The sequence below is a fragment of the Desmonostoc vinosum genome (assembly GCF_059505385.1).
Window position 1 is genome coordinate 51,351 of the sequence record NZ_JCACKM010000305.1, and the last position, 19,002, is coordinate 70,352.

Here is a 19,002-nt window from a genome sequence, read left to right on the forward strand (position 1 = left end):
TTAGTTTATGACCTATATAAATAGAAAATTTTGTATCTGATTACCAGATTTTTTCAAAAAATAACCCCATAATAAAAACACTTCAGACTAATTCGTAATTCGTAATTACGTTTTGTTATGGAAATTTAATTTAAATAGCTAATCACAAGAAAACATCACAACTAATACCAATTCGTAATTTGCAATGACGCTCCTTCAGACGCTCATACCTCGCTCTAAGCGAAGCTATGCCGTAGGCTTTACGCAATTCCCCATTCCCTATTCCCCATTCCCCATTCCCCAATGGAATTTTCTAGTCGCAACATCGATTACCCACTGAGTTCTCCTTTTCCCCTTACAGATTTTTCTGTTCTACAAACTGAAAATTATATTCTTCGGCTAGCTTCAACTGACGAAGAATTAGATTCTATTTTTCGGTTGCGCTTTGAAGTTTTTAATCTAGAACTAGGGTTAGGACTTTCTACTTCTAGCATAACTCAAATGGATCAAGACAAGTTTGATGAAGTTTGTCATCATTTGATGCTCATTTCTCAACAAACTGGTCGCACAATTGGTACTTATCGAATGCAAACTTATACAATGGCCTCTCAAGGATTTGGTTTCGATGCTGCTGATATATTTGATCTCAGCACAATTCCCGATTCTATACTTCAAGCATCTGTAGAAGTGGGACGCGCATGTATAGCTAAAGAATACCGAAATCTTCAGGCACTTTTATTACTTTGGGAAGGGCTAGCAAAGTATCTAATTATAAGTGGAAAACAATATTTTTTCGGTTGTGCATCATTACTTACACAATCTCCTTGGCAAGCAGCTTCTGCTTATAATTATTTTCAGCAACATAACTTGATGCATCCTAGTATTTTGGTTCATCCTAATTCTCAATTCTGTTTGGAACTTCCTCAAGATTGTGCAGATGCATGTCATGTGGAGATTCCTAAAATTGTCCAGGCATATTTGAATATCGGAGCTAAAATATGTAGCCTTCCAGCTATTGATCGGCAGTTCAAAACTATTGATTTCTTAACAATATCTAATATTGCCGACTTTGCCAAATGGGGTTACTGTGTTTTGTAAAAACCTTATATATCAATATCTTGCATAAGCATCACCAGGAGCAAAAACACTTCCTGCTGCATCAATTAGTGCAGTACCAGAAATATAAATGTGGTTTCCAATTTTAATGCCGCAACAGTAACCTCCTTGAGATTCCCAAGATGCACCAGAAAAAGTTCGTTGAATTTGCATGGTAGCTTTGTGCTGATTATGAGTTTATGATATTTTACTCTACTTCGCATCTCCGTTACAAAAATAAAGTTGTTTTTGCGATATTGGATACAATTTTATTCAATTATTTTCATAATTAATAGAGTAGAAGTGTTAATCACTAATTTCCTCAATTAGCACCCACTTAAATCAAATTTTTACATGTGTTCTTTAATTACAAATTAGGATTATGCACCATCTCAAGATTACTCCGAGTTGGTTGCGGTTTTTAGTTATCTTTTTGTTAGTAATGGGTATACTGTTTCGTTTTTTTAATATCGAAGGTAAAGTCTACTGGCATAATGAAACTTATACTTCGTTACGGATTTCTGGTTACACAACAACTCAAGTAAAACAGCAAATTTTTAACGGTCAAGTCATTGATAAAGAGAGTTTTGCCCTATTCCAAGGTGTCAATTCTGATAAAAGTTTAAATGACACAATTATGACTTTGGTAATGGAGGACTCTCAACATCCGCCACTTTATTATGTAATTGCCCGGTTATGGTTAGCAATTTTTGGCAATTCGGTGACGGCGATTAGAAGTTTGTCGGCTTTGATGAGTTTGTTAATTTTCCCTGGTGTTTATTGGCTATGTCGGGAATTATTTAATGTACCTTTATCAGTACCTGGTTTAGCGATCGCACTCATGGCTATCTCTCCTATCCACCTTGTTTATGCTCAAGAAGCAGGAGAATACATACTTTGGTTACTGAGTATATCACTTTCTAGTACTGCACTACTGCGTGCAATTAGGTTAGAACCACAAGATAAAGCTAAATTAGCTCCAGAAAAACAACCACCAGATCGCTTTGCTAATTGGAGCATTTATGCAGTTACTTTAGCACTTAGTTTGTACACATTTTTGTGGAGTGGATTTGTAGCGATCGCGCATGGAATTTATGTGTTAATTACCAATAGATTTCAGCTAAACGAAACAGTTAGGGCTTATTTGCTAGCATCATTAGTGGGATTTTTAGCTTTCATGCCTTGGATGGCAATTATTATCGCTAGCTTCTTCCAATTTTTAATTTCCGCAGATGGAACAGAAACAATAATGCAGTCAAATTCAATGGCTGTGATTCCATTTGCTCTCATCCAATTAAGTCGAATATTTTTTGATTTGAATTTTGGCTTAGAAAATCCTTTTAGCTATGTAGTTGTACCAGTTTTTTTAACTTTAGTAGGATACGCACTTTATTTTCTTTGCCGTACAACTAATTACAAAATTTGGTTATTTATTTTGATATTGATTGTAGTGCCAGCCCTACCTCTAATGTTACCAAACTTAATTTTTGGAGATATTAGTTCAGTAGCAGAAGCATATTTAATCCCATCCTACTTGGGGATTCAATTAGCTGTTGCTTATCTACTAGCTACGCAATTATATTATGGAAACTTGTCACGTCGGCTCATCTGGCAAATAGTTACAGTACTGATAATTATTTGTGGACTAGTTTCTTCGAGGGTGAGTATTCAAGCAGATACGTGGTGGAATAAAGGTATGAGCTATGGCAACCCCCAAGTAGCTCAAATTATCAATCAAACTGCTCGCCCTCTTGTAGTTAGTGATGCATTTGGTACTAATTATGGTAATGTATTTTCTTTAAGCTATTTATTGCAACCAAAAGTAAAATTCGTATTAGTACAAGACCAAAAAGTTCCCAGAATTCCTGATAGTTTTGCTGATGTGTTTTTATTTAACCCTACATATAATTGGCGCAAGGCAATCGAAAAAAGGTATAATTCTAAAACAGAGCTTGTTTACAGCGATCGCTATTACTCTGTTTGGAAATTAGTGAAATCTGATACTTTACAACGCCGCAATTTACCTCGCAGGAATAACATTAAGATTTCATGAACTACCCCGTCGAGGACAGGGTTTCTACATCCTTTTAAGAAGTAAAAAGTAAAAAGTAAAAAGTAAAAAGATAATCCCCTGCGTGAAGTAGAGCTAGAACTATCTGCATCTACGAGGATGGTTCTCAACTTTGGTAGTTGATTTGAGTGCCAAAGAAGCATCACTTCACTAATTTCTCGAAGTCGAGGATTTGAGATTGACAACTCTTTGCCGTAGAATTGAATCAGGGAACTCTTGAGTCAACCTGCCTATGGTTAGCCTACTTCAAAACCCCTCCCATCAGCAAAACACCCAGCGGGTTGTACTGCATAACATTAGCTGGCAAACCTATCAGGCAATGCTGGCAGATATGGGAGATCATCGGTCTTCCCAACTCGCCTACGATCATGGGGTGCTTGAAATCACAATGCCGTCTGATCTGCACGAATTTATCAAACATTTGCTGGAACGAATCGTTGTAGCCCTAACTGAAGAACTCAACCTGAAAGTGCGGGGTGTTGGCTCTGTGACTCTCAATCGGGAAGACCTGGAACAAGGGGTAGAACCGGACTCAGGATTCTATATTCAAAATGCAAGTCGTATTCGGGGTAGAAAACTGGATTTGGTCAACAACCCAGCCCCAGATCTAGTTGTAGAAGTAGACATTACCAGTTCTTCAACCCATCGATTGCCTATCTATAAGTCTTTACAGGTTCCCGAAGTGTGGCGGTATACGGTGCAGGCGATTGAAATCAAACAGCTTCATGACGGGAACTATCTAAATTGTGAATTCAGTGCTGCGTTCCCAATGGTTTCTGTGGTAGACTTACAGCGATTTCTGGAGGAGAGCAACGATACGGACGATGATAATGCGGTGATCCGGTCGTTGCGATCGTGGATTCGAGAGTAACATTCGTAATTCGTAATTCGTAATTCGTAATTCGTAATTAAAAGATGCTTTCTACCACCCGCCTCATGTGATAACCCAAATTACAGAGAAGTTGCAGAACAACTCGTTAGGCTGGTTCAGAATGCGATCGCCATTTTCTGCTTAGTGCGTAGGCGTAGCCCGACGCAGACATCGCTCCCGCGCTTCGGGTAAACCTCCGGTTAGGATTCGTGTAAAAATAAGTTGAACAATTTAATATTTGTAGTGCGGGCATCTTGCCCGCGCGAGCAAGATGCTCGCACTACTTATTTTTACTTGATGCCTTACATAGTGCGATCGCGCAAAACAACTTTGTCATTTGTAGAAGAGAATTAAATGTCCAAGGGGAGACTGGCCACTTGGTTGCCTTGTAGACCGCCTGTATGTATTAATAACAGGCGATCGCCTCTATTAAACCATCCTTGTTGTATCAAATTCATCACTCCGTAAACCATTTTTGCGGTATATACGTAATCTAAAGATATACCGTGCGCTTGTGCAAACTCTTGGCTAAAAAGTAACAACTCTTTGTTAACTTTGGCATAGCCGCCGAAGTGATAATCACATACCAGTTGCCAAGATGCGGGAGAACTCGCACCTACAGGTAAACCCGAAACCAGGTAATCGGCTATCAGCTTTTCAATTTCCTGGTTGAGAAATTCTCCACCTTTGAGTACAGGAAAACCAATTACTCGCTGTTGTTTGTGTAGTGCGAGTGCAATTCCAGCCAGTGTAGCACCTGTACCACAGGCTAAACATACGGTAGTAAATGCTGTTGATTGGTTAACTATCTCTGTGCAACCGCGTACACCATGCAAATTGCTACCACCTTCAGGAATCAAAAATACTTCCCCGAAGCGTTGCTGTAGTTCTGCTTGCAATCTGGCTGTATGTCGCTGCTTGTAAGTTAGGCGATCGCAGTATACAATCTGCATATTTTGCTGTTTAGCAAAACTTAAGGTGGGGTTCAAGGGTAGCCTTTCCTCTCCCCGGATTATACCAATGGTACGGAAACCAAAAAGATTACCAGCTGCTGCGATCGCATATATGTGATTAGAATATGCACCGCCAAAGGTGAGCAACGTCTTAAAATTATTTTGCTGAGCCTCCAAAAGATTGTACTTCAACTTGAACCATTTATTGCCGTTAATGTGTGGATGCATCAAGTCCAAGCGCAGCATACACAAATCAACACCAGCGCGGCTAGCGATATCGCTGTCAATTCGCTGTACTGGAGGAGGAACAAAAGAATCCAGAGTCAGGCAATTCAATCGTCTAACAAACTCATTAACGATTGTATTTGAGGGTCATGTGAATCTGATAGTTGACGCTGCAACTCTAACAATTGATTTTCTAATCCTTCAGTCACATAGACTAAATTAGCTTCTTGTGCAGTCTTGAGCTGAGCTTCTCTAATTCTAATTTTTCGTAAGAGGTCGTTAACAAAAGAATAAGAATCTTCATCTTGAGCAATCATGGCTGGAAATTCCGATAAAACTCTTGGAATAAGTGAAAGCATCTGCCTAGATGCTAATCAGGCAGTTGGAGTAAATTTTAAGTAAATAGTATAAATCGTTTGAGTGCAAATGTGTCAATTAAAAGTTGCCTTATTGCAATTTTTATTAGGCGGGTATTGCCGACGATTCGCTCAAACCTTGATTTTTAACGTCATGGCAGTACCCACCTTATCCCTCTTGTGTCACTTTCATGGTAGTATAATAATATACAAATCCTAGAATGAAGACACAGAGCATGGTAGAGCCTCGTCCACTTACAAACCGTCAAATTTGTGGACGAATATTGCCTGTGGTATAAAAACCTGTTTTATGTGCATCTATAGTAAAATTCTCCACCTTAGATCTTGCACCTGCCCAATCTCCCGCCAGAGAATAAATTCTCGCTCTTATTAGGTTAAGTCCACTTAAGTGGACTAAAATCTATGCTTTTTGTGAGATTTAGTCCTCTTGAGAGGACTTTTGCTATTAGCCATAGGTTTCTAACCTATGGCGGTTTTTGGGACTGGTGCAAGATATCAGCCACAGAATTTTGTTTACACTTATCTAGGATGAATGTGTCGTCTAGTTCCCCAGCCTGGATTGACAATGGCTGCCAAATCTTCATCTGATAATTTGCTAATTTCTCTCTCTAGTTCTTCCTTTGAGAAGTCATAGCCACTCTCTTGAGCAATCTTAATAAAGGCTTCTGGGTTCTCTGTTGCTTTTAGTCTTTCTTTTAATGCTTGATTTTCCTTCACAGCCTTCAAAAGTTGGGCAGCATTTTGCTGTGTCATGATAATCTTTCCTGTATTAAATATCAGATTTAAAGGTAGAGCCGATGCAATTAAAAACAACACCTGAATCTATCTTTATTGCTCTATTCTTAACTTGCACTATTTTTATTTATTAGTCTTGTACCGTTAGAAAGAATAAATATGAATCCAAAATTAGTGGATGTGGTCTGCCAAATCCTAAACTTTAGGTAAAAGTTAGTTTTTTTCTAAAACCTAGTCTGAGTAGGGCCAAAAGTAGCGAGCCTATCACCAGCCGCCACGCGTAGGCTAAAACTGAACTTCCCCCCAAGCAAAAAGGGCTAACTCCTATCCAGAGCGACTTTCAAACTTTTTTGAATCGCTCTTACGCTCTTACAATTGTCAAAGGGGCTTGCGGAGAGAACTTGAAGCGTTGACCCCCGATTTTTAGTACCCCAGATATACCAATAGTTCCAGGGCTTACATGGGTACGCTAATAGTTGCAGCAAAGCCTAAATTAATTACGTACCAAGGGTTGAAGGCTTGTATAGTACATTTGCATCGGGGGAAGTTCAGCTAAAACCTTTACTCAGAAGAGTTTCAGAAAATTTTTTCAACTTTCCCCTAAAAATAAGAACTTAACAGACTGAATACCTGCTTTTAGCTGTACCATTTGAACCATCCCCAATTTTAGAGACTGAAACCCTTATCCCTACGTTACTAAATCCTGTACCAAAGAGTCTTGGCGTTGGACAAAATGCAAAGTGGCAGAAGAATTAAGCGTTTTCCCGCTCTCCCACTCTTCTCATCTCATCCAAAAACTTTAGCTGTTGGTATATACAGCTAATCTGCGGTAAATCCACACCAGAGGAACGCGCTTTCCGTAATGGGTTCCCAAAAATTGCTTCTACTTCCATAGGCCGCCTTTCGTCATAGTCGATTTTCATGCTGGTACGATAAGGCTGCATTTTCACGGTGTAATCCAGCATTGTTTGAATGAAGCTATCAGGAATGATGCGTCCGCAACTTTTGGATGCTGCTGCAACTTCATACATCAACTGTTCAACTAGTTTGTGGGTGTGGATATAGGACATTAATTCATCTGTTCTAGCGTTGAGAATTACAGACAGTCCATTATAAGGAATATTCCACACCAATTTTTTCCATCGCCCTAGTAATAAGTCTTCAGCTAATTCTATTGAAATACCAGCACTCTTCAAGTCATTGGCAATTTGCCGCATCTTATCTGTAATCCCAGTAGGATCATAACCAGAGGCATATCCCCCTAATGTAATTTGTCCATAGTCGAGGTGGCGGATATGTCCTGCTCCGACTTTATTAGAACAGAGAAAGCACAACCCACCAATGATGCTGGCATTGCCAACTATATTGGCAACTTCTTCTTCCACCGCTAGTCCATTTTGCAATACCAACACTACCCCATCATCCTTGACGACAGGCGGCAACATCTGCGGCAATAAATGGTTTTGTGTGGTCTTTAGTGCTACCACCACCACATCGCATTGTGGCATTTCTTCGACATTATTGTAAGCGTTGACTTGTCTAAGGGTGAAATCACCATCTTTTGACTCAACAACCAAACCAAATTTACTGACATGTTCATAATCACTCTTCAGCAAAAAGTGGACATTTAAACCAGCTTTTTGCAGTTTGGCACCATAAAAGCCACCTAATGCACCAGTTCCTAAAATGGCGTAACTACAATCGGACATTTTGCTAAAAAAGAGATTTTTATATGATGATCATAAATGAATACGCCGCACACCACAGTCAAAAACTGCTTGTATAGTATTGGGTAGTGAACTACACTCAGTAAATTGTGTTTGACATGATCTGGACATGATATCACCAGGCATAAAAGAAAAAGACCGTGAAACACGAGGTTTCACGGCTTTTAGTGTGGTGTGAGGAGCTTAACTAGGTATCATCATAAAGTAACTGCCAAGCTGCCGCACGCTCGTAACAGTTTTGGTAACAGAATTCTTTGCAACGCCATCATGATCACCAACATGACATCTATATCAGTGTAGAGAGGAAAGAGGGAATTGTTTTTTCTGCAATTAAAAAATAAAAACCGTGGAAATTTATAGGATTCCACGGTTTTTTGGTGTGGTGTGAGGAGACTTAACTAACATCATCATAAACCCATTTCTCTGTTACGTATGTATCCGTAACAAAAGTTGTAACAAAATAATCATTCTCTGACATCTAGAGATAGTTATGGATTCAATTAAAAACTCTTGATTTCTTGATATGGCTGGAATATAGGGATCAAGGAAAAAGTAGCAATTACCAAGACAAAGTTTTAAATGCGACAGCTTTTAATTTCTTACCTCAACTAATTTTACACCAAGGCTCCACCACAACTAGAACCACACCCAGCTGTGCAACCATAGCAATAAGCTGCTGTTTGCACCTCATCAATTAAATCTAAACTATCAGCTTCTAGCAATTTAGCAACTGTTAGAACTTCACCATTGTGAGTTTTTGCAGGCAGATTCATCATTTGGTTAAAGTCGCAATCATATACATTGCCTAAATAGTCAATCGAAAGTTCATCGCGACACATTAAATGCTCAGCAGTGCTGGGATTAAAATGCGATTCCAAAAACTGCAAATAGCTGCTGTAAAGTTTTTTGCGCTCCAAATGCATTTGAGTTCTACCAACTGGTAGGTTAGTGATGGTATAGAGATTGTTAAATACAATATCAAAATGTTCTTGCAAGAACATTTTGTAATCTCGTTCTAGGTTGGATTGTTCAGGAGCCAAGGAAAATTTTTCACTTGTGGGTAACTGGGGATTGTATACCAAGTCTAAAATTAAGTTTGGATCTTGACCGTAGCCAAGTTGATTAAGCCATTGTAAAGCTTTAATTGAACTATTAAAAACGCCAGTACCACGCATCTGATCAACATTATCTGCTAAATAACAAGGTAGAGAGGCAATTATTCTCACTTGATGTTGAGCAAAGTATGTAGGTAAATCACCAAAACCATCCTCAAAATAGATAGTTAAGTTTGACCGAACAATTATCTGTTTATTATTTGCCTTGGCTGCTTCTAACAATGGTTTAAAACCGTAATTAATTTCTGGTGCGCCGCCAGTCAAATCGATAATTTGGATTTGGGGAAATCTGTAAATTAATTCAATTAATTTTGCACAAACTTCTGAAGAAAGTTCTTCTGTACGTTTTGGCCCAGCTTCAACATGGCAGTGTGTACAGGCAAGATTACATCGCTTACCTAAATTAATTTGTAGGACACGAATCTCCTTTTTGTTCAAAGGAGAACTGAGTTTATTTTTAAATGGTGTTAATAGTGATTTAGTTTGCATTGGTAAATGGAATTTGACTTGATTCATGAAATTATTTGCTTAGGCAGGGAGTGGCTTCTCACTACTCTCCACTTTCAAGACTGATTTAACAACAACCACCGCCACTATAATGCCAGGTTGAATCAGTAATAATGATTTCTTGGGGATTGAAAACTGCAAGTTTAGCAGCAGTTTTATCGCACACTGCGGCAGGAATACCGCGTTGCAGTAAATGACCTGCGGCGTCATCAAAAAATGTTTCAGCCCCAGCGTATATTGCTGTTTTTCCAGTAAAAATACAAGCTCCATCTTCTGGAATAGCAACTTTAAAAGAGACAGAATCTAAACTTTCTAGAAGTAGGTTGTCTGGGAGGTTATAAGTTGGAGCATCTAATAGGCGATAAGGGCGGCGATCGCGAATTTCAATTTGACCAAAGCCAGCGTCTATAATCTGCTGAGTATACTCTTGATAGGTAAGAGCGCCTGATAAACACATGGCTCGTAGTTGCTCATCGGCTCGCAGATGTGCCGGAATTGGACGAGTTGCGATCGGATCGCTCATTTGCAGGCGTCCACCTGGTTTTAATACGCGATATGCTTCTTTCAAAGCACGGTTTAAATCCTCTGGTTCAAAAATATTGAAGAGGCAATTTTGCGCCACAATATCGACGGAAGCATCAGCCACAGGTAAGTTGAAAGCGTCACCTGTGCGAATTTCTACAAAACTAGTCTCAAACCAAGGGTTTTCTTTTGCAGCAATTTCTAGGTTGCGTGCAGCAGCTTCCCGCATAGGTGCAACGGGTTCTACGGCAATTACAGCACCTGCACGGCGAGAAAAATAAGCAAACTGCAACGCTTCTAACCCACCCCCAACACCGACATACAAGATAGTTGGTTGGTTGCCTAGTTCGGTAGGGTGAACAGTGGTGCCACAACCATAGTTCATTTCCTGCATCAGTAAAGGAATTTGCAGTCCAGGTAGTTGTAGAGGTGTGCTTTGAACGCAACAAAGCCCAACTTGCGGTGTTTGGGCAGCTTCACTGTAAAATTGAGCCGCTGTTTCGAGATAAGTCATTGCACTTTTGAGATTGAGTCCACCTTATGTAGCCTAATATAATTAATCCTCAATTTGATGAGTTTTGGCTGAGAGTTGCCTAATCGAATTCGCCATCATACAAACGAAGTCTACTTTGTAGATTAACAATTGTTAAAAATAATTTAATAATTAAATCTTTTGTTAGATATGCTCTATGTTAAGCCCTTAGCAATGGATTTGTTGCTATTTTTATAGTTTTATCAAAAATAGCAGCTTGTATAAGCTACTTTTAGATCAAAATCTTTGATCCCTATTTATTTATAGTAGTTATTTTTTTAATATTAAGTAATTGCAATCTACACACAATCAATTAATTTAAGGCTTTAATAGAGATAGAAATATAGAGTTTTTACCCAACAAAGGGTAAAAAAGGAGTTACTATGCTAACTCGTACAATGCCCATGCAATGGCTTAGAGACTTAGCACAAAAGTATCTAAATATTGTTAGAAGCGGTGTGTTTTACAAAACAGTAGCTGTGGCTGATTCTCCCGCAGACTTGAAATGGATTCGGCAGTTGTATTATTTATCTTGCGACTTTACAGCGGCAGTAGCATTACGCTACGGTAGTTGCCAAGACCCGCGTTTTCGCGACGCTTTTGGCGAACATGCTGCTGAAGAAGTAACACACCCAGAAGATCTGGCTAATTGGATGCATGAGTTTGGCTTGTTAAAAACTGATGAAGAACCAACTTCAGTACCACCAACATTAGAAACTCTGGCTTTAGGCTCGTATTTTATTCACTCGGTCATGCGTGAACCCGTAGCACATCAAATTATTACACTAAATTTAATCACAGAGGGAATCGCATGTGATTTCTACTCGGCTGTCAACCCTAAGTTGGCGGAGTTGGGGTTGATTCCTAAAGGTTATTGGCTAGTTCATCAAGCAGCTGATATGAAACACCAAATTTTAGGGCTTGATTTGATTCCACAATGCGATCGCGATTCGTCTTGTGGACAGCTATACGCCCGTACTATTTGGGAAGTCGCTAGCCTTTGGAACCAAGTGTTCAACTCTTGGAGTGGTATTCCGATGGAACAAACGCTGAGAATTCCAATTTGTTAATTACGAATTACGAATTACGAATTATTTGAGGGCAGGGGAAAGTATACTTCGACTTCGCTCAGTATACTTTCCCCTGCTTCATCCCCTAGCCCCTATCTGATTCACGCAAAACGTAGCCTACGCCGCGCACAGTTTGTAAGAGCCGCTTCTCTTTATTTGCTTCGAGTTTCAGGCGTAGGTAACGAATGTAAACTTCGATGATGTTGGAATCGCCCATGAAGTCATAGCCCCAGACTTCTTCTAAAATGCGATCGCGCGTAATTACTTGTCGGGGGTGGGCAAGTAAATACTCAAGTAAATCGAATTCTTTGGCAGTTAACTCAATTAACCGCTGACCTCGATACACTTCCCGTGTACGGCGATTTAAACTCAGATCTTCAAATTCTCGGATATCTGCGCCGTCTAATTCTTGTTTTCTTCGCAAGTGAGCGCGAACTCTGGCTAATAATTCTTCAACGCTGAAGGGTTTAACTACGTAATCATCTGCACCAGCATCTAAACCTGCAACGCGATCGCTCACTTCATCTTTAGCAGTTAATAAGATGATCGGCACTTGATCGCCAGTGCTTCGTAAACGACGACAAATTTCTAACCCCGATACACCAGGTAACATCCAATCTAAAATTACTAAATCTGGATGCAACTCCCGCGCTGCGGTAAGTGCAGTTAATCCATCGTAGGCAACGCTGACTTGATAGCCTTCGTAATTCAATTCCAATTCGACAAATCGTGCTAATTTGACTTCATCTTCAACCAGTAAGATGTGCGTCATGATGGTGTTAATGATTTCAGCAGGGTGTGGGAAACAATTATCAAGACTGGAACACTTAATAGAATGGTACTAGCTTCTAAATAGCCAGACATCTAATTAGTTCTAGGTTAGCTTAGTATAAACCTAAGCAAGTAACAACCGTAAGTCTGCGATTACTGATAACTGCTTTATCATCGGCCCATTATACTGAATTATTAGCAATAGGCTGTGACATCTTCACCACATTCATCAGCCAAATAACAGAGCGCTTTGAAACGTAGACTAACCACTTGCTCGTAAAGCGGGTTTAATTTACACATTGGTGGAATATGAAATAATTTACGACCAAACAGAGTGATATCTCGCTCAAAAGGACACTGAGCAGGAATAGTTTTACATAAGAAATGGGCTAGCTTGGTGTTGTGAATTTCGATTGATTCCAGCCACTCACGAATTGGGTGCAACAGGTCGTTGTGTGATAGAATTTGAGTAAAGCTTGTCATAATTGTTCACCTCATTATTTATAGTCTTTAGGTTGGTTAAATTTGTAGGATTTGAACTTCTATAAATGTATACGGTTGGTTTCGAGAGTTTTATGCAGTTATTACTTTTTGCTTTGTTTTGGCTACATATTTACTCTTGAGGAATATACTTGACTACACCTTTGTGCCCTCTAATTTCGGACATTTTGTAGTATCGTCAGCTAGCTGTGCTATTGGCTAGCAAGTCTACTACTGCAATCTGGAGCTTTGAGAAATCATTAGCTATAGTCTGTTTTACATAAATACTCATTTACCAGGTCAAAATCTGCTCATTGTTTGACTTATGGGTAACGTGCCCACCAAAACATAGTTCTAGATTCGTGTGCCTTCCCAAAATTTCAGCGTTTGCAACCACAAGATCTCCCCTTTTTTTGAGTTGGTTAACTGTGGAAATCCTCGACCAAGTTTTACCTGAAAGGGTTCATAGAAATAACTTAAGGGTTGTTAAAAAGCCTGTATCAAAATTTCGCTCTAAAAAAGTTAAACACAGAAGCACTGGAATAATAACCAATCCTCCTGTGTTTGTTGTTTTAAGCACTACATAGCCTTAACTGAACCGTATTGGTACAGATCCCCAATTTCTTTAAGAAGTCGGGGATCTGTACAGCAACTTGGGTTAAGTAAGTACTATGGTTTCAGCACGTTAGCAGGAAACTCCCCTTTCACATTACCTGAAGGAGAGTACTGACAAACGACATAAAAGGCGTTATATTTAGTACCTTCAACCGTTGCAGTGCCTTGTGCTGCACCACAGCCTACTTTGGTAGTGCCTTTCCACACCACCTGAGTAAAATGTCCGGTTTCAGAAGAAAACCCTGGACTCTCGTACTTGTAATCTTTAATTTCGCTATACCAGTCTTCAACTGCTCCGTTGCCAAGGGTGGTTGGGTCTACCGAAGTCGCGGGAGTATAAGAAGCGTATATGTTCTCTCCCAGATTAGGAGTTTTACTGTGTTCAAAGTTTTCACTACTGGCAATCTTCTCAGCCCAAGCTTGAGCGCTGGTGTTCAGGGATTTATCGATGGTAATGTCAGGGCTTTTATGCGTAGCTCGGTAGGTGTTGTGTTTAGACACAGCAGCGCTACGCACAGCGTCTAAGTCAATAGATGTGTCTCCAAGAACGGAGTTACTGCTCATTACTCCTCCTGTTAGTGCAATGGTTAAAGCTGTGGCTGTTGTTAGGGTTAATCTTGAAAATAATTTATTCATGGTTTTGTATCTTTTAATCAGCTTTTGCTGGTTTATTGATTAGGGGCGCTCATGTTGCCCACCTCACAAGATTGTATAATTTATTTATTATTACGCTTGATATGAATTGAAAACGCCTCTTATCTCACAAGGGTTTCTAGATTCGCTCAAAATCTTGGATTTTTTATGGTGTCGGTTGCTATACATCTCTAATACAAAGTGATAAATGCTACTGAATATGCAAAGGCTCAGGGCTTGCTCCCCTGTTCCCGGCTCCCGGTCACTGAGAAATTATTCGTGCTGACGCACCCTACTAGCTCCCGGTCACTGAGCGTACCCCTATGGGGAAGCAAGCTACGCGTAGCGTCTTTGACAGGAGAAGTCGAAGTGCTGCTCCCCTGCCTTAAGCGATGCGCGGGGACGCGGAGAACGACAATTCCCAATTTCCCATTACCCCTAATCCCCACTCCCCACTCCCCACTCCCTACTCCCTACTCCCTACTCCCTCTGTAGATAATGCATAAAAACAACGGGAACCTTGATTAATTGTTTAGCTAACTGAGATAATCTAAACTTAGGTTTGAGCGATCGCGGTAAGTCTGCAAAGGAAATTCGCACAAAACCCAGGCGACTGTAAAATTGCGCCAGTTGCTCACCCAGACATTCCAAATACAATGGTTGCGTTGCCGTACTGATCAAATGCTGTGCCAATAAAGTACCCAAACCCCGACCTCTCCAAGCAGGTGTAACAACTAAACTACCGAGTTCCTGTGTGCTTGAGAAGTTGCGTAGCTGTCCACAAGCTACTAAATCTTTTTTGCATTCAATTACCCAGAATTGCTGCCAACGTAATTGGGTAGGGTCAAGTTTAGCTGAGAATACTAGCCCTCGAATCGACCATACATCCTTAGAGGTTGCCCTGCGGAGGACACATCCAGTTGGTAACAGTGAATTGTTTTGTTCCATTAATTACACTGCCAGCGGCTTTTAACATCCTCTTATGATTATTCACCAAACACCTCGCGCCGAGGAAGCCCCAGGCTTCAGACACAAGAAGCGTCGAAAGGCACAAGGTCTACTCGCCGTAGGGCAAGGCAGATTTTGCAACGGTTGTCGGGGCGTGAGAGAAGATTCCAGCAATGGCTCAACCATCAAATCAGCTACCGAATTATCAAAGAAGCACGCTGCACAAATGCTATTGTTGCAATTGAAAACTTGACTGGAATTAGAGAGCGTACTAACAAGCAACCTAGAAATCAAGTTGAACGCAGACGCTCTAACTCTTGGTCTTTTTATCAGTTGCGTTCCTTCCTTGAGTACAAAGCAATTAAGGAAGGAGTAGAAGTAATTGCTGTGCCACCTGCCTACACAAGTCAGACTTGCCACCAATGTTTGCACATTGGCTTGAGGTCTGATAAACGTTTCAAATGTGGTAATTGTGGCTGGCATGGTGATGCTGATTTGAATGGTGCAAAAATGATTTCTTTATTGGGGCAATCTGTAAGCTTGCCCGGAGGTTCGAGATGTTTATCTAATAGCGCTCAGCATGAATAGTACTAAACAAGACTTCCGACAGAGGGATAATTAGCAATAACTAGATTTTAGATAGATAAATTTGTCTTTACTATCTTTTTAAAATAATGGCAAGACAAGTAGCTAAGCAATTTTAGGAGTCCTAACAATGGCTGAAGAAAACAAACAAAAATCTAATAATCAAGATACTACACCCACTGCTTCTGGTGGCTACCAAACCCCTATCGAAGAAGGTATCCGCAAAACTGGCGATGCAGAAAAAAGTGGTGCTAGACCCACTGCTACACCAGAAGCACCAGGAGAAGATTCTGTACCAGGTAGCCCTAATCAAGGAACTGAATCTCGTTAATTTGTTTTAACTGCTGCGGGTTGACTATATAGAGACGTTGCACTACAACGTCTCTATTGTTATTTAACAGTTTGATATAGCTGCTCAAAATAAGTAACTGATTTAAGAAGCGATCGCAGTTCCGTGTTAGCGATCGCCTTAATCAACCCCTAGCCATAGGAATTAATCATAAATATTGTATTTCCTATAAACTTTTGATGATTGCAGTGGCAGACCCCTCATTTTAGCCACTTTGTCTGTGTAGCCGTGAATTCTATTCGCTTAAAATTCAATAGAGAATGTGCCAGAAACACTCAATGGTGCCCCTGGCTGAATTTGTAAGCGTCCACCATCTGTGCCTAAGAAATACTCTGTATCAAAAAGGTTTCTTAAGTTTATGGCAGCTTTCCAGTTGTCACGCTGATAAAATAGGGCGGCATCTGCGCGGACGTAGCTTGGTAAGATGAAACTGTTGGCTAAATCTCCAAAGCGATCGCCTACAAAATAAACTCCCAATCCTAAACCGAATCCTTGTAAACTTCCTTGTTGAAACTCATAGGTTGTCCACAAGCTAGCAGTGTTTTCTGGTACGTTATCCCGACGCCGCCCTTCTAAACCAGAAGTATCTTTACTAACGAAAGAATCTATATAAGCGTAGGAAGCAATCACTTTCCAACCAGGCAAAATTTCGCCAGCGAGGTCAAATTCAATCCCGCGACTTGTTTGTTCCCCTGTTTGAATTTGATCGTTGGGGTCGGATGAATTAGGATCATCACCTGCAACATTTTGTTTGCGGAGGTCATATAACGCTAAGGTTGCACTCAAGTTAGGATTAATATCGGCTTTGATACCTACTTCAAATTGCCTACCTGTTTCTGGCTTGAAAGGTGAACCATCACCATTACGACTTGTGCCAAAGCTGGGTTGAAATGAAGTTGTGTAAGATGCATATAAAGAGATATTTTGTGTAGGTTGATAGACAACTCCTAATCGCGGACTGAAGTTGCTATCTGATTGCTCAAACTCTTGCTTTTCTGCACCCAAATTTTGCTCGCTGCGAATTTGATCAAAAATATCAAATCGACCGCCTACAAGTACTTTAAGACTCGGTAATAGATCGATTTGGTCTTGGATATAAAAGCCATATTTATCGAGACTATCATCGCGGAAAAAGTCTATGATGTCTTGTTTGGGATACTCTAATCGGCTATAAACGGGATTAAAAATATTAATCGATGGGTAAGGTGTAAAATCACCAAAAGTTCCATTTTCCGTGATTTTAGTATAATCAAATCCTAACAATAGTTGATGTTTGATAGAACCTGTAGAAAATTTACCAACTACATCTGTTTGAGTTGCATAGGCATCATCTTGGCGTTCAGAAAAATACCTGAGTCGGCTTAAATCACCTGTATCTTCATCCAAGGAATCGCGTAGAGGATAGTAACGTTGTAAATTGACAAATTGAGCGCGGAATGAGTTTCTTAATGACCATTGTTCGCTAAATTTATGGTTGAGTAGATAGCTAAAATTGGTAACATTAATTTCCACATTTTGGAAGGGTTCACCCAAAAAGCGATCGCGAGGTAAATTCGCCGGACGATTACCAATTGCGACATTACCATCATCCGCTGTTCGGGTTTCATCTAACCGTATACCATCGAGTGTTAATGTTGTGTTAGGGCTGAGAACCAACTTTAACTTAGGAGCAAAAAATAAGCGATCGCTATTGACAAAATCGCGGAAACTCCCTGCATTTTCATAAAAAGTATTAAAGCGATAGAGTACTGTTTGTTCCTGATTAATTGGCCCAGATAAATCAATTGCACCGCGATAAGTGCTGAAACTACCAACGGTTCCCTCGAAAGCATAAAACGGTTGGTTCAAGGGTTGCTTGGATACTAAATTAACTAGTCCCCCTGGTTCTGCGTCTCCAAACAGCACTGATGCAGGCCCCTTAAGAACTTCAATACGTTCGATGTCAGCGGTTTCGAGAAATCCACCATAATTTTGATACAAACGAATACCATCACGATAAGTATCAGCACTAAAACCTCGTAAAGAAAGATACTCACTAAATCCTTGATAATAACCAGCATTGTTAGCACCACTGACGTTTTGCAGCGCATCGTTAACGCGAATTACACCTTGGTTTTGCAAAATCTCCTTCGGTATTACCTGAATCGATTGCGGGATATCGCGGATAGGTGTATCCGTTTTTGTAGCAGTTGATGCATCTGGTATCCGATACCCATCTTGCTCACCCGTTACCACTAATTCAATAGGTTCCTCTGGCTGTGCTACGGGTTGTTCTGGGGGTGTTTGTTCTGGTTTTTGTGATGTGACAGATGCAACACCTATGACGCCAAAAATTAAACCTTCGTTACTATCAAATAATTCGACTGTTGGTAGACTTGTCGCACCTATCACTGTGACGCGGATAGTATTTGCATCCAGGTTAGTGACAGTCACAGATGTAATATTTGCAATAGGATTCTCTTGCTCAAATGTACTACCACCGACTAAGCGCAGTTGAGCATTGGGAATATCAATGATGAAATTATTTCCCTGACTCTTGTCTACAGTTTGCAGCTTGTCCCCTTGGGTTGTTTCTAGAATAACTTCGAGTCCTTTGTCAGTTGTATCTAGGCGGATACCTGTTATTTGAGTGGGGGTTGGAGAAAGATTTTGGGAAAGTGTCGTCACTTTTGGATGCGATGGAGAAAGTAATTCTTTGGTTCTCCTATTTTTTGTTTCTCCTTCAATTTTTATTTGTTGCGACCATGCTGGCGGCACAATTAACACTAGCGCCAAACTGGTCATCAAAAACAGTCTTTGCAGTTGATTAGTCATAACTCCACACACTAAAGTTAAGAAATTA

At 40.2% G+C, this 19,002-nt stretch carries 17 protein-coding genes and 1 pseudogene; 6 read left to right on the forward strand and 12 right to left on the reverse strand.

Features of this window, described 5'->3' with window-relative positions; all coding sequences use genetic code 11:
• Positions 1-282: 282 nt before the first annotated feature.
• Complete coding sequence (locus AC5JMF_RS31500) at positions 283-1,077, forward strand: GNAT family N-acetyltransferase (protein WP_495799639.1); 795 nt, start codon at positions 283-285, stop codon at positions 1,075-1,077.
• Between the two features lie 12 nt (positions 1,078-1,089).
• Here the strand turns inward: AC5JMF_RS31500 and AC5JMF_RS31505 are convergent, their stop codons facing one another.
• Positions 1,090-1,248, reverse strand: coding sequence for a RidA family protein (locus AC5JMF_RS31505; protein ID WP_495799640.1), 159 nt, complete (start codon positions 1,246-1,248; stop codon positions 1,090-1,092).
• Between the two features lie 208 nt (positions 1,249-1,456).
• On the opposite strand from AC5JMF_RS31505, the gene AC5JMF_RS31510 reads away from it, so the two are divergent.
• Both AC5JMF_RS31510 and AC5JMF_RS31515 read left to right on the forward strand, forming a co-directional pair.
• Positions 1,457-3,127, forward strand: coding sequence for a glycosyltransferase family 39 protein (locus AC5JMF_RS31510; RefSeq protein ID WP_495799641.1), 1,671 nt, complete (start codon positions 1,457-1,459; stop codon positions 3,125-3,127).
• A 250-nt stretch (positions 3,128-3,377) separates the two neighbouring features.
• Positions 3,378-4,016: a Uma2 family endonuclease gene (locus tag AC5JMF_RS31515; protein ID WP_495799642.1), complete on the forward strand. Its 639-nt coding sequence runs from the start codon at positions 3,378-3,380 to the stop codon at positions 4,014-4,016.
• A 350-nt stretch (positions 4,017-4,366) separates the two neighbouring features.
• On the opposite strand, the gene AC5JMF_RS31520 is transcribed toward AC5JMF_RS31515, so the two are convergent.
• From AC5JMF_RS31520 to arsM, 6 genes are all read right to left on the reverse strand, one after another.
• Positions 4,367-5,305 carry a 1-aminocyclopropane-1-carboxylate deaminase/D-cysteine desulfhydrase gene (locus AC5JMF_RS31520; protein WP_495799643.1) on the reverse strand — a complete coding sequence of 313 codons (939 nt, stop codon included), beginning with the start codon at positions 5,303-5,305 and terminating at the stop codon, positions 4,367-4,369.
• On the reverse strand, positions 5,302-5,553 hold the full coding sequence (locus AC5JMF_RS31525; RefSeq protein WP_495799644.1) for a hypothetical protein: 252 nt from the start codon (positions 5,551-5,553) through the stop codon (positions 5,302-5,304). The genes AC5JMF_RS31520 and AC5JMF_RS31525 overlap by 4 nt, the downstream gene beginning before the upstream one ends.
• Positions 5,554-6,090: 537 nt before the next feature.
• Positions 6,091-6,324 (reverse strand): Nif11-like leader peptide family natural product precursor, encoded by a 234-nt coding sequence (locus AC5JMF_RS31530; protein ID WP_495799645.1) that lies wholly within the window; start codon positions 6,322-6,324, stop codon positions 6,091-6,093.
• Between the two features lie 734 nt (positions 6,325-7,058).
• A complete protein-coding gene (locus AC5JMF_RS31535; RefSeq protein WP_495799646.1) occupies positions 7,059-8,015 on the reverse strand; it encodes a putative 2-dehydropantoate 2-reductase in 957 nt (318 codons plus the stop codon).
• Positions 8,016-8,647: 632 nt separating this feature from the next.
• Positions 8,648-9,664, reverse strand: coding sequence for an arsenosugar biosynthesis radical SAM (seleno)protein ArsS (arsS, locus tag AC5JMF_RS31540; RefSeq protein ID WP_495799647.1), 1,017 nt, complete (start codon positions 9,662-9,664; stop codon positions 8,648-8,650).
• Positions 9,665-9,722: 58 nt separating this feature from the next.
• Positions 9,723-10,691, reverse strand: a complete 969-nt coding sequence (gene arsM, locus AC5JMF_RS31545; protein WP_495799648.1) for an arsenosugar biosynthesis arsenite methyltransferase ArsM — start codon at positions 10,689-10,691, stop codon at positions 9,723-9,725.
• Between the two features lie 401 nt (positions 10,692-11,092).
• On the opposite strand from arsM, the gene AC5JMF_RS31550 reads away from it, so the two are divergent.
• Positions 11,093-11,779, forward strand: a complete 687-nt coding sequence (locus AC5JMF_RS31550; protein ID WP_495799649.1) for an iron-containing redox enzyme family protein — start codon at positions 11,093-11,095, stop codon at positions 11,777-11,779.
• Positions 11,780-11,864: 85 nt separating this feature from the next.
• Here the strand turns inward: AC5JMF_RS31550 and AC5JMF_RS31555 are convergent, their stop codons facing one another.
• From AC5JMF_RS31555 to AC5JMF_RS31570, 4 genes are all read right to left on the reverse strand, one after another.
• Complete coding sequence (locus AC5JMF_RS31555; RefSeq protein WP_495799650.1) at positions 11,865-12,551, reverse strand: response regulator transcription factor; 687 nt, start codon at positions 12,549-12,551, stop codon at positions 11,865-11,867.
• Positions 12,552-12,745: 194 nt separating this feature from the next.
• A complete protein-coding gene (locus AC5JMF_RS31560; RefSeq protein ID WP_495799651.1) occupies positions 12,746-13,033 on the reverse strand; it encodes a Mo-dependent nitrogenase C-terminal domain-containing protein in 288 nt (95 codons plus the stop codon).
• 666 nt (positions 13,034-13,699) lie between these two features.
• Complete coding sequence (locus AC5JMF_RS31565) at positions 13,700-14,281, reverse strand: CAP family protein (protein WP_495799652.1); 582 nt, start codon at positions 14,279-14,281, stop codon at positions 13,700-13,702.
• A gap of 477 nt (positions 14,282-14,758) precedes the next feature.
• Positions 14,759-15,226, reverse strand: a complete 468-nt coding sequence (locus AC5JMF_RS31570; protein ID WP_495799653.1) for a GNAT family N-acetyltransferase — start codon at positions 15,224-15,226, stop codon at positions 14,759-14,761.
• A gap of 87 nt (positions 15,227-15,313) precedes the next feature.
• Here AC5JMF_RS31570 and AC5JMF_RS31575 point away from each other — a divergent pair.
• Both AC5JMF_RS31575 and AC5JMF_RS31580 read left to right on the forward strand, forming a co-directional pair.
• Positions 15,314-15,814, forward strand: a pseudogene (locus AC5JMF_RS31575) (RNA-guided endonuclease InsQ/TnpB family protein); the annotation flags it as partial.
• A 127-nt stretch (positions 15,815-15,941) separates the two neighbouring features.
• A complete protein-coding gene (locus AC5JMF_RS31580; protein ID WP_495799654.1) occupies positions 15,942-16,142 on the forward strand; it encodes a hypothetical protein in 201 nt (66 codons plus the stop codon).
• Positions 16,143-16,403: 261 nt separating this feature from the next.
• Here the strand turns inward: AC5JMF_RS31580 and AC5JMF_RS31585 are convergent, their stop codons facing one another.
• Positions 16,404-18,974, reverse strand: coding sequence for a TonB-dependent siderophore receptor (locus AC5JMF_RS31585; protein ID WP_495799655.1), 2,571 nt, complete (start codon positions 18,972-18,974; stop codon positions 16,404-16,406).
• Positions 18,975-19,002 lie beyond the last annotated feature (28 nt).